General features: G+C 68.4%; 1 protein-coding gene (running past both ends of the window). It reads right to left on the reverse strand.

All 13,542 nt of this window come from inside a single coding sequence — locus AAHK21_RS24225, non-ribosomal peptide synthase/polyketide synthase, on the reverse strand. Of the gene's 34,947 coding nucleotides, 14,019 precede the window and 7,386 follow it; the stretch shown corresponds to coding positions 14,020-27,561 — codons 4,674 (complete) to 9,187 (complete); reading right to left, the first codon wholly in view occupies nucleotides 13,540-13,542. Both codon boundaries (start and stop) fall beyond the window edges.

The raw sequence follows: 13,542 nt of genomic DNA on the forward strand, positions 1-13,542 counted from the left end.
GCGCAGGCCCTGGCGCGACAGCACCTGGTCCTGGTCGATCACCACCACCGCGCCGCCGTTGAGCAGCGGCGCCCAGACTTCCAGGGTGCTGGCGTCGAACGCCGGGTTGGAAGCGAAGGCCACCCGATCCTGACTATTGAAGTCGGCGAATCCATTGTTGATCACCAGGCGCACGATGGCCCGGTGCGGCACCTGCACGCCCTTCGGCGTACCGGTGGAGCCCGAGGTGTACATGACGTACGCCGCACTGCCGGCGTCCACCGCCAGGCCCAGTGGCGCATCCGCGTAGCCGCTCAGGTCAATGCAATCGAGTTCGACCCGGCGAGCCCCCGAAACCAGCGGTTGGTCACTGTGAGTCAGCACCAGCACCGCCTGACTGTCGGCCACCATGAACGCCTGACGCTCGGCCGGCGCGTTGCCGTCCAGCGGCACGAACACCGCCGCGCACTTGCACACTGCAAGCTGAGCTGCCAGCAGATCGAACGAACGAGGCAACAGCAAGGCCACGCGATCACCGGCTCGCACGCCCTGTTCGAGCAAGTAACAAGCCAGGCGATTGGCCTGGGCCTCGAGTTGGGCGAAGGTATACCGACACTGACCATGGACCGCTGCCAACGCATCCGGCGAATTCGCGGCCCGGGCCTCGAACAACCGGTGCACGGCCAGGTCACGGGGGTAGTCCCGCGCCGTGGCGTTGAACTGCCGTGCCACACGCTCACGTTCGGCGTCCGGCAAGGCGTTGATACGGTTCAACGGCGCCGTCGGCGTGTCCGCCAGCGTATCGGCCAACCGTGCCAGGGCCGTCTGCAGCAACTGACAGACCAATGCCCCATCCACTTGCGGCACCGCCTGGACGGTCAGGGCGAAACCGTCACCCAGATCGTCGACGCTGACCACCAGCGGGTAGTTGCTGCGCTCATGGGCGACCAGCAATTCGATGCCCTGCCAGGCCTGCGCCCGCTCGGCGCCGGTGGCTGCGCTGTGGCGGTAGTTGAGCAGGCTGGTGAACAGCGCCTGGGAAGCCGGCACGCCACTGCAGCGCTGGGCCAGGGCCAGGGACGCCTGCTCGTGAGCCAGCAGCCGCGCCAGGCGCTGGTGAGTCAGGCGCACGCCTTCGACCACGTCCATGTCGCCCACGCTGACCCGCAGCGGCAAGGTGTTGATGAACATGCCCAGCGCCCGCTCGGCGCCTTCGCCGCCCTGCAGGCGACCGAGCAGCACGGTACCGAATACCACCTCGTCGCGGCCGGACAACTGCGCCAGCACCTGCCCCCAGGCCTGGTGCACCAGGCTGGCGACGCTGATCCCCAGCGCCCGTGCCTGACCGCGCAAGCGTTGCGCCAGGCTGTCGTCCAGGTACTGACGATGGTCAAGCACATGGCTGCCATCGCTCAGCGCGTCACGCAGGCCGAACACCTCGGTCGGCGCATCGATATCGCCCAGCAGCTGGCGGAACATCGCCTCCTGCGCCTGACTGTCGTCGCGCAGTCGCGCATGGGCCACATAGTTGCGGTACGGCACGCTGTCGCTCTCGGGCATGCGCCCCAGCAACACATCGCCGACCTCGGCCACCAGCAGCTCCATGGCGGCGTGGTCGAGGAGGATATGGTGCAGCAGCAGGGTCGCCTGCAAGCGCCCTTGCTCCACGTGACTGCTCAGGTGCATCAGCGGAGCGCGGCCCAGGTCCAGGCGCACGTTGTCCAGGGCCGGCTGGATCTCCAGGCGCGCTTCACGCCAGACCACCTGCACCGCTTCGTCGAGCCCCTGCCAGTGCACGCTGGTGCGCAAGATGTCGTGGCGGGCGATGACCTGGTTCAGCGCCGCGACGAAGGCATCCAGCTCGGCCTGGCCGGCGAAGGCGAAGCCCAGTTGCAGCACATAGGGGTCGACCTCGGTGCTGGCCAGGTGATGGTAGAGAATGCCCTGCTGCAACGGCGCCAGAGCGTACAAGTCCTGGATATTGGCCGCGCCGCCAGGGATCCGCTGCACCAGACTGTCGAGTGCAGTCTGTTCCAGCCTTGCCAGCGGCAGCATGTCGGTGGTGATGCGCGTGCAGCCCGCCGGGATACGGTTTACCGGTACCTCCGGCGTCACTTCACCGCCCACCGCCGCCGCCAGCGCGGCCAGGCTCGGCTGGCCGAACAGCACCCGCACATCCGCCGCCAGGCCCGCCTGGCGCAGGCGCGCAGTCAGGGTCACGGCCAGCAGCGAGTGGCCGCCCAGTTCGAAGAAGTTGTCGTGGCGCCCTACCCGCTCCACGCCCAGCAGCTGAGACCAGATCTCGGCCAGCAGCAGCTCGGTTTCGCCTTCGGGCGCCTCGTATTGGCGCGCCTGCACATCCGGTTGCGGCAACGCCTTGCGGTCGAGCTTGCCGTTGGGGCTAAGCGGCAGCGCCTCGAGGTGGGTGAACGAGGCCGGCACCATGAACTCCGGCAACTGGCCCAGCAGCGCCGAGCGCAAGCTGTCCGACGCCTGCAGGGCGCCGGTGTAGTACGCCACCAGACGCTGCTCGCGGGCCAGCACCACCGCCTCCTTGACCCCTTCGACACGGGTCAGGCAAGCCTGGATCTCACCCAGTTCGATACGCAGGCCGCGGATCTTCACCTGGTCGTCGTTGCGACCCAGGTACTCCAGGTTGCCGTCGGCCAGGTAGCGGGCCAGGTCGCCGGTGCGGTACATCCGCCCGCCGGCTCCAAGCGCGAACGGATCATCAAGGAAGCGTTCGGCGGTCAGTTGCTCGCGGTTGAGATAGCCGCGCGCCACCTGCACGCCACCGATGTACAGCTCGCCGGCCACGCCTACCGGCACCGGCTGACCCTGGGCGTCCAGCACGTACAGCGCGGTATTGGTGATCGGCTTGCCGATCGGAGTGTTGTCCGGTGCCGTTATGCAGTGCCAGGCACTGACATCCACCGCCGCCTCGGTCGGTCCGTACAGGTTGTGCAACTCGACCGTCGGCAACTGTGCGTGGAAACGCCGCACCAGGCTGCCGGGCAAGGCTTCGCCGCTGCACAGCACACGTTTGAGCTGATGCGGCAGGGCTTCACCATGGGCGAGAAACACATCGAGCATCGACGGCACGAAGTGCAAGGTACTGACTTGCTCGTCACGGATGATCTCGCGCAGGTACTCGGGATCGCGATGCCCGCCTGGACGCGCCATCACCAGGCGCGCTCCGGTCTGCAGCGGCCAGAGGAACTCCCACACCGACACGTCGAAGCTGAACGGGGTTTTCTGCAGTACCACGTCGTCTGCGCCCAACCCATAGGCGTCCTGCATCCACAGCAGGCGATTGACCACCCCGGCGTGCTCGTTCATCACGCCCTTGGGCAGGCCGGTGGAGCCGGAGGTGTAGATCACATAGGCCAGGTGCCGCGGGGTCAGCCCGGATACCTGTGGGGCCTGCGCCGGCTGCGCCTGCCAGGTCGGTCGGTCAAGATCCACCAGCGGCGCCTCGGCCAACTGCGGCAAGTCACGGGTGGCGCCGTGCACCAGCACCGCCAGCGGCGCGCTGTCATCGAGCATGTGGCGGATGCGCTCGGCCGGGTACTCCGGGTCCAACGGTACATAGGCGCCACCGGCCTTGAGAGTCGCCAGCAGGCCGACCACCATCGACAGGCCGCGCTCGACGCAGATCGCGACACGGTCGTCGGGCCGCACGCCCAGCGCGATCAGGTGATGGGCCAGGCGGTTGGCCTGCTCGTCGAGTTGACGATAGGTCAACTCGCCTTCCTCGGCCCTTACGGCCATGGCGTCCGGAGTGCGTCGTACCTGGGCCTCGATCAGCCCGTGCAGGGTCTGCTCAAGGTCGTAGTCCACTTGTGTTTCGTTGAATTCGACCAGCACTTGGCGCCGCTCCTCGGCACTCAGCACCGGCAAGCGATTCAACGGCTGCTGCGGATGCTGTTCTAGCGCCAGCAGCAGGCCGTCGAGCACCTGCAACATCTGCGCGCAGATCCGCTGCGCCCCCACCTGGGCCGACACCTGCACGCCCAGGCGCAGGCCATCGCCGAAATCATCGACGTTCAGGCTCAGCGGATAGTTGCTGCGCCCTTCGCCGCCCAGGGTCTCGATCCCCTCCCAGGCCTGTGACTGCGGCGCAGTACGGCTGCTCTGCCGATAGTTGAGCATCGCGCTGAACAGCGGTAGCGGCGCGGCCACCTGGCTGCAGCGCTGGGCCAGGGCCAGCGAGGCGTGCTCGTGAACCAGTAGCGCCGACAGCTCGCGGTGGGTGGCCAACACGCCGTCGCGCACGCCCAGCCCGTCCAGCTCGACCCGCAGCGGCAGGGTGTTGATGAACATGCCCAGTGCCCGCTCGCTGCCCTCGCCGCCCTGCAGGCGGCCCAGCAGCACGGTGCCGAACACCACGCGGTCCTTGCCGCAGGCCACCGCCAGCAGGCGCGCCCAGGCCAGGTGTACCAGGCTCGCGGTGCTCACCCCCAGCTGGCGGGCCTGGTCGCGCAGGCGGCCATAGCGGGCGCCGTCGAACTCCACCTCGGCCTCGTCGAGAGGCTGGCCTTCGCCCTGCACCTCGCGCAGGCCGAACGGCAGGCTCGGTTCGTCGATGTCGCCCAGCCGGGCGCGGAAGAACGCCTCGTGCTCAGCCTCGCTGACACCCAGGCGCGCCTGCGCCACGTAATTGCGGTACGGCACCGAGGCCGGCAGCGGCTCGGTCTGGCCCAGCAGGTAGCCACGCAGCTCCGCATGCACCACCTGCATGGCGATATGATCGAGCACGATATGGTGGAACTGCAGCACCGCCTCGACTCGCTGACTGCCCGGCTCGCTACGGTGCAGCAGGCGGATCAGCGGCGCCTGGCCAAGGTCCAGGCGTGCCAGGTGGGCGTCATCGAGAGGCGCCAATTGCAGCGGCGCCTGGCGCCAGACCACCTGCACCGGCTGCGGCAGGCCGTCCCAGAGCACCGCGGTGCGCAGGATGTCATGGCGGGCGATGACCTGTTGCAGGGCCTGGGCGAACACCCGCAGGCGCGCCGGGCTGTCGAAGCGCAGCCGGGTCCGCAGGGCGTAGGGGTCGGCGTCCACGGCGCTGAGGTGCAGATAGAGGATGCCCTCCTGCAGCGGCGCCAGGGGGTAGATGTCCTGCACATTGGCCGCGCCGCCCGGCACCATGGCGACGATGCGCTCGATGGCGGCCGGTTCCAGCTCTAGCAACGGCAGCATGTCCGGGGTGATATGGGTGCAGCCCGCCGGGATCCGGTTGGCCGGCACCGCCACCGCGCCGCCCTGGCCCAAGGTGGCCGCCAGCGCGGCCACGCTCGGCTGGCCGAACAGGGTGCGCACATCCACTTGCAGGCCTGCCTGGCGCAGGCGCGCAGTCAGGGTCACGGCCAGCAGCGAGTGGCCGCCCAGCTCGAAGAAGTTGTCGTGCCGCCCTACCCGCTCCACGCCCAACAACTGCGACCAGATCTCGGCCAGCAGCTGTTCGGTGTCGCCCTGCGGCGCCTCATAGTGGCGTGCCTGCACATCCGGCTGCGGCAGCGCCTTGCGGTCCAGCTTGCCGTTGGGGGTCAGCGGCCAGTTGTCGAGCGCCATGAACAACGCCGGCACCATGTACTCGGGCAATTGCCCCAGCAGCGCCTCGCGCAGGGCCTCGGCAGGCGGCGCATCGCCAGTGACGTAGGCCACCAGGCGCGGGCCGGTCGGCTGGGCGTCGTGCACCAGCACCACGGCTTCGCGTATCCCGGTAACCCGGGTGAGGCAAGCCTCGATCTCGCCCGGCTCGATACGCAGGCCGCGCAGCTTGATCTGGTGGTCGGTGCGGCCAAGGAACTCGAGGCTGCCGTCAGGACGCTGGCGCACCAAGTCGCCACTGCGGTACAGGCGCTCACCGTCAACGAACGAGCTGGCGATGAAACGCTCGGCCTGTTGTTCCGGCAAGCCCAGGTAGCCCCGGGTCACCCCGGCCCCGCCGATGTGCAACTGCCCGGCAACGCCGAACGGCACGGGCTGGTCATGGGCGTCGAGGACGTACAGGCGGGTGTTGTCGATCGGCCGTCCGATCGGCAATGAGCCCGCCGGCAGCGAATCCCCCGCTTCCAGGGTCCAGACGCTGCAGTCGACCGTGGTCTCGGTGGGGCCATAGACGTTGTGCAGGCGCACCTGCGGCAAGCGCTCGCGTACCTGGCGGGCCAGGGCTTCGGTGAGCTCACCACCGCCGCAGACGATGTCGGTAAGGCTGGCGCAGGCGGCGCTGGTGTCCTCGTCGAGGAACTGCTGCAGCAAGGCCGGCACGAACTGCACTATGCCGACCTGTTGCCGCTCGATCAGCTCGGCCAGGTATTGCGGATCGCGCTGGCCATCCGGGCGCGCCAGCACCAGGCGCAACCCGCTGCACAGGGGCCAGAAAAGCTCCCACACCGAGGCGTCGAAGCTCACCGGGGTCTTGTGCAGCACCGCGCCTTCGCTCGGGAACAGCCCAGCGCTCCAGTGCACCAGGTTGACCACGTTGCGGTGCTCGACCATCACCCCCTTGGGCAGGCCGGTGGAGCCGGAGGTGTAGATCACATAGGCCAGGTGCTCCGAGGTCAGGCCAGGCACCTGCGGATTGCTGTCCGGCAGGTCGCCCCAAGTCGGCTGATCGAGGTCGACCAACGTCGCCGACGACCCCACCAGGGCCCGAGTGGCCTGTTGCACCAGCAACGCCCGCGGCTGGCTGTCGGCGAGCATGTGGCCGAGGCGCTCGGCCGGATAGTCCGGGTCGAGCGGTACATAGGCGCCACCGGCCTTGAGAATGGCCAGCAAACCGACCACCAGCGGCAGACCGCGCTCGACACAGATCGCCACCCGATCGTCGGGCTGCACGCCCAGCGCGATCAGGTGATGGGCCAGGTGGTTGGCCTCGGCATTGAGCTGGGCATAACTCAGCTCACCCTGCTCCGCGCAGATGGCCACGGCCTCGGGCGTACGCAGGGCCTGGGCCTCGAACAGCGCCTGGAGGGTCTGGGTCAGGTCGTGGGGCTGCGCCGTACGGTTGCAGTCGTGCACCAGCTGACGGCGTTCCTCGACCGAAAGCACCGGCAGTTGCAGCAACGCCTGGCGTGGCTCGCGCGCCAGCGCTTCGGCCATGACTTGCAGCACCTGCCGCAGTTGCCCGCAGACCCGTGCGGCACCGACCGCCGCCGGTGCCAGGGCCACCAGACGGAAGCTTGCACCGACGTCATCCACGCTCAGGCTCAGCGGATAGTTGCTGCGCTCGTTGCTCTGCAGGGTCTCGATACCCTGCAGCGCCAGGCGCTGGGCCTCGTCGACCTGGCCGCCGTGGCGGTAGTTGAGCATGGCGCTGAACAGCGGCGCCGGCGCCGGTACGCCGCTGCAGCGCTGGGCCAGTGCCAGCGAGGCATGCTCGTGGGCGAGCAAGGCGCTGAGGCGCTGCTGGGTCTGATGCACCGCCTCCTGCAGGGTCGCGGCCTGCAGGTCCAGGCGCAGCGGCAGGGTGTTGATGAACATGCCCAAGGCCTGTTCGGCGCCCTCGCCAGCTTCCAGCCGGCCCAGCAGCACGGTGCCGAACACCACGCTGTCGCGGCCGCTGGTGGCGGCCAATAGACGGGCGTAGGCCAGGTGGAACAGGCTGGCGACGCTGACGCCCAACTGCCGGGCCTGTTGCCGCAGGTCTGCGCACAGGGTCTCGTCCAGCCACAGCTGGGCCTCCTCGATACCCTGGCCATCGACCTGCACGTCGCCCAGCCCGTAGGGCAAGGTCGGCTCGTCGATATCACCCAGTTGCTCGCGGAAGAACGTTTCGTGCTCGGCCTGGCTGACGCCCAGGCGCGCCTGGGCCACGTAGTTGCGGTACGGCGCGCCCTGCCCGGCGGGCATCGCTGCGCCCTGCAGGTAACCGACCAGTTCCCGACCGAGCACATCCAGGGCGGTATGGTCGAGGACGATATGGTGGAATTGCAACGCGGCCAGCAAACCCGGACCTTGCGGGTCCGGCCAGTGGTACAGGCGCACCAGCGGCGCCTGGTCCAGGGCCAGGGCGTGAGGCACCGCCGCTTCATCCGCCACCTCGAACACCGCCAGAGCGGCCTGGCGCCAGACCACCTGCACAGCCTGCGGCAGGCCGTCCCACAGCACCGAGGTGCGCAGCACGTCGTGGCGGACGATCACCTTGCCCAGGGCATCGACGAAGGCGTGCAGGCGTTCTTGGCTGGCGAACGCCATGCGCGAAGCCAGCACGTAGGGGTCGTGCTCCGGCGAGCTGAGGTGGTGGTAGAGGATACCCTCCTGCAACGGCGCCAGCGGGTAGATATCCTGCACGTTGGGCGCGCCGCCCGGCACCGTGGCGACGATGCGCTCGATGGCGGCCGGGTCCAGATCCACCAGTGGCAGCATGTCCGGGGTGATCCGGGTGCAGCCGGCCGGGATCCGGTTGGCCGGGACCTCGACCTGACGGCCATGGCCCAGAGTCGCCGCCAGCGCCGCCACCGTCGGCTGGCCGAACAGCGTGCGTACGTCGGCCTGCAGGCCGGCTTGGCGCAGGCGCGCGGTCAAGCTCACCGCCAGCAACGAGTGGCCGCCGAGTTCGAAGAAGTTGTCGTGACGACCAACCTGCTCGATACCCAGCACTTCGGCCCAGATCGCGGCCATCGCCTCCTCTGTCGCGCCGCTTGGCGCGACATAGACCTGGCGTGCCAGGGCCGAGGGATCAGGGTCCGGCAGTGCCTTGCGGTCCAGCTTGCCGTGGCTGGTCAGCGGCAGCTCGTCCAGGCGGACGAAGGCCTGCGGTACCAAGTGCCCCGGAAGGCTGGCTTGCAACCCTTGGCGCAAGGCGTCGAGATCGACCTCGGCGGTTTCGGTGAACCACGCCAGCAGACGTTCGTTACGTACCAGCACCACGGCATCCGAAATACCCGGCTGGGCCTTCAGCGCGGCTTCGATCTCACCCAATTCGACCCGTACGCCACGGATCTTCACCTGGTCGTCGTTGCGGCCCTGGTAGTCCAGCGTGCCATCGGCGTTCCAGCGCACCAGGTCACCGGTGCGGTACATCCGGCCGCCGCTGAACGGATCGTCGAGGAAGCGCTCGGCGGTGAGGTCGGGGCGGTTGAAGTAGCCACGGGCGACCTGGGCGCCACCGATGTACAGCTCGCCGGTCACGCCGACCGGTACCGGCTGGCGCTGCTCATCCAGCACATAGACATGGGTGTTGGCGGTCGGCTTGCCGATATGCAGCGCGCCGCCCGGTTGCAGTTGCCCCGACGTCGCCACCACGGTGGTCTCGGTCGGGCCGTAGTTGTTGACCAGCACGAAGCCCGGATCACGCTCGAACTGGCGCAGGCGATCGCCACCCACCAGCAGCGTGCGCAGGGTCGGGTGCTGGCGTTCGCGGCGCAGCGCCTGCTCGGCGACCGGCGTCGGCAGGAAGCTGACCTGCAGCGGCTGCTCCAGCCACCAGTCGAGCAGTTCGTCCACGTGCTCGCCGCCAATCTGCGCCGGCGGCAGGTGCAGCACCGCCCCGGCGCACAGCGCCGGCCAGGCCTCCCAGGCCATGGCGTCGAAGCCGAAGCCGGCGACGCTGGAGGTGTGGCTCCCGGCGCCCAGGTCGAAGGCCTGGCAATGCCAGTGGACCAGGTTGGCCAGGGTGCGGTGCTCGACCATTACCCCCTTGGGCTGGCCGGTGGAGCCGGAGGTGTAGATAACATAAGCCAGTTGATTCTGGTCCAGCCCGGCGACGACGGGATTACTGGCTTGGTGGTCGAGCCAGTCATCGCCATCCACCATGACCTTGGTTACATCACCCACCAACGCTTCGGTAGCCGATTCGACCAGCACCAACGTCGGCGCACTGTCACCGAGCAGGTAGGCAATCCGCTCCGCCGGATAGCCCGGATCGACCGGCACATAGGCCGCGCCGGCCTTGAGCACCGCCAGCATCGCCACCAGCCGTTGCGAGCCCCGCTCCAGGCACAACGCCACGCGGTCGCCCAGCATCACGCCACGCTCGATCAGGTAATGAGCCAGGCGATTGGCGCGCTGGTTCAACTCGCCATAGCTCAGGCCTTCCTCGCCCTGTACAACGGCCAGTGCTTCAGGCGTCTGGGCTTCGACCAGCGCGTGCATGGTGTGCCCTTGCGGGTAGCTCACGGCCGTGGCATTGAAACTTTCGAGCACCTCGCGTCGCTGAGTACCGACGAGGATGGGCAGCATGTCAACCTGCGCCGCGCCACCTTGCTCCAATGCCTGGATCAGCTGGCTAACGGCAGAGGTCATCCAACCTGCGACCCGTTCGGCACCGATCCCCAGCTGAGCCAGCACGCTCAGGCTGAAGCCTTCGCCGTGGTCGTCCACGCTCAGGGTCAGCGGGTAGTTGCTGCGCTCTTCACCGCCCAGCTGATGCATGCCCTGGAAGCTGGCGGCATCCACATCGTCCCTGTCCGTCGGGCTATGGCGGTAGTTGAGCAAGGCGCTGAACAGCGGCGCCGAGGCCGCCACGCCGCTGCAACGTTGAGCCAACGCCAGCGACGCATGCTCGTGGCCAAGCAGCGCCGACAGCCGTTGGTGGGTGGCCTGCACCGCATCGCGGGTGCCCCTGGCGGTGTCGATACGCAACGGCAAGGTGTTGATGAACACCCCCAACGCCCGGTCGGCGCCCTCGCCGCCTTGCAGGCGGCCCATCAGCACGGTGCCGAACACCACGTCGTGACGCCCCGCCAGCACGCCGACCACGCGGGCCCAGGCCAGGTGCATCAGGCTCGCGGCGCTGACCCCGAGCGTCCGCGCCTGCTCGCGCACCCTCCGCGACAAGACCAGATCCAGCGGCAGGCGCGCCTCCTCGATATCACGCCCGTCACCCTGCACATCGGCCAGGCCCATGGGCAGGGTCGGCTCCTCGACATCGCCGAGCATGTCACGGAAGAATGCCTCGTGCCCCGCCTCGGCGGCGCCCAGGCGCACCTGGGCCACGTAGGTGCGGTACGGCACGGGTGCGCTCAACAGGTGCTGGCGACCGGACAGGATCGCCTGCAGTTCATGGACGATCACCTCCATCGCCGTGTGGTCCAGGGCCAAGTGATGGAAGTGCAGGATAGCCACCACCCTTCGATTGTCAGGGTCCATGGCGTAGGTCAGGCGCAGCAACGGCGCCTGGGTCAGGTCCAGGCGTTGCAGGCGGGCATCGAAGTGCGCGTGCAACCGCTCGATCACTGCCTCTTCACCCAGGCCGGTGACTTCGCTGACGGCCAGGCGCGCCTGGCGCCAGACCACTTGCACTGGCTCTCCCAGTCCCTCCCAGACCACCGAGGTACGCAGGATGTCGTGGCGGTCGATGACCTGTTGCAGGGCCTCGGCACAGGCCTGCAACCGATCCAGGCTGTCAAAGGCCAGGCGGGTCTGCAGCAGGTACGGGTCACCCTGCTCGGCACTGAGGTGATGGTAGAGAATGCCTTCCTGCAATGGCGCCAACGGGTAGATCTCCTGCACGTTGGCGGCGCCACCCGGCACGCTGGCGACGATGCGGTCGATGCTGGCCTGGTCGAGATCAATCAGGCTGAGCATCTCTGGCGTGATCCGGGTCGCATCGTGTGGGACACGGTTCTCGGGTACGGCCACCTCTCGTCCAGAGCCCACCGCCGCCGCCAGCGCGGCCAGAGTCGGCTGGGCGAACAGCACGCGCACATCGGCAGCCAGGCCGGCCTTGCGCATGCGCTCGACCAGGCTCACCGCCAGCAGCGAGTGGCCGCCCAGTTCGAAGAAGTGGTCGTGGCGACCGACCTGCTCAACCTTGAGCACATCGGCCCAGATCGCGGCCAGTGCCGTCTCCACCTCGCCCTCCGGCGCCTCGAAGACGCGGCTGACCACGGCCTCGCTGCCCGGCTGCGGCAGCGCACGGCGGTCGAGTTTGCCGTTGGCGGTCAATGGCAAGGCTTCAAGTCGCACATAAGCCGACGGCAGCATGTAGTCCGGCAGCACGCCTTGCAGGCGCTCGTGCAGTTCGCCGATGGCCGCAACGTCACCGGTGAAGTAAGCCACCAGGCGTTTGTCCCCCGGCACGTCCTCACGCACGATCACGGCGGCGTCACGCACACCCGGGCATTCGCCCAGGCGCGCCTCGATCTCGCCCAGTTCGATACGGAAGCCACGCAGCTTGATTTGCTGGTCCGCGCGGCCCAGGTAACGCAGGGAACCGTCGGCCTGCCAGCTGACCAGGTCGCCGCTGCGGTACATTGAACCGCCGTTGAACGGATCCGGCAGGAAGCGCTCGGCCGTCAGCTCCGGCTGGCCCAGGTAACCCAGGGCCACGCCGTCGCCGGCGATGTACAACTCGCCCACCGCCCCCACCGGCAGCAGTTGCTGACGGGCATCGAGCACGTAGCAGCGGCTGTTGCCGATCGGTTTGCCGATCGGGATGCTGCCCTCGCCCACCGCAGTGATTTCGTGGGTGGTGCTGAAGGTGGTGGCCTCGGTCGGGCCGTAGCCATTGAGCAGGTGTTGCGGCGCGCCATCGCGCAGCACCCGGGCGATCACTGCCGGGTCCAGCACGTCGCCACCGACCATCAGGTAACGCAGGCCACGGAACGCTGGCAGCAGGTCGTCGGCGAACTGGTGGAAAAGGCCGGCAGTCAGCCACAGCACGGTGACGCCCTGTTCCAGCAGCACTTCGCGCAGCCCCTGACGCGACAGGACCGTGTTCTGCTCGATCACAACTACCGCGCCACCGTTGAGCAGCGGCGCCCAGACTTCAAGGGTGCTGGCGTCGAACGCCGGGTTGGAAGCGAACGCCACGCGGTCCTGGCTATTGAAGTCGGCAAAACCGTTGTTGATCACCAGGCGCACGATGGCCCGGTGCGGCACCTGCACGCCCTTCGGCGTACCGGTGGAGCCAGAGGTGTACATGATGTACGCCGCACTGGCGGCGTCCACCGCCAGCCCTAGCGGCGCATCGGCATAGTCGCTCAGGTCGAGCCGGTCGAGTTCGACCCGGCGCGCCCCCGCGACTTCTGGCTGGTCGCTGTGGGTCAGCAGCAGCGCCGCCCCGCTGTCGCCGACCATGAACCCCTGGCGCTCGACCGGGGCATTGCCGTCGAGCGGCACGAACACTGCCGCGCACTTGTTCACCGCCAGTTGGGCCGCCAGCAGGTCAAAGGAGCGTGGCAGCAGCAAGGCCACGCGATCACCGGCGCGCACGCCCAGTTCCAGCAGATACCCGGCCAGCCGATTGGCCTGCCGGTCGAGGGACTGGTAACTCCAGCGCCGCGTACCATGGGTCACCGCCAGCGCATCCGGGCTGGCCTTGGCCTGCGCTTCGAACAGTGCATGCACCGGCAGGTCACGGGGATAGTTGCGCTGGGTAGCGTTGAACTGCAGCAACACGCGCTTGCGTTCCGCGTCTGGCAAGGCGTTGATACGGTTCAACGGCGCCGTCGGCGTGTCCGCCAGCGTATCGGCCAACCGTGCCAGGGCCGTCTGCAGCAACTGACAGACCAATACCCCATCCACTTGCGGCACCGCCTGGACGGTCAGGGCGAAACCGTCACCCAGATCGTCGACGCTGACCACCAGCGGGTAGTTGCTGCGCTCATGGGC

This window comes from Pseudomonas sp. TE50-2 (assembly GCF_040813665.1).
GTDB lineage: Bacteria > Pseudomonadota > Gammaproteobacteria > Pseudomonadales > Pseudomonadaceae > Aquipseudomonas > Aquipseudomonas soli.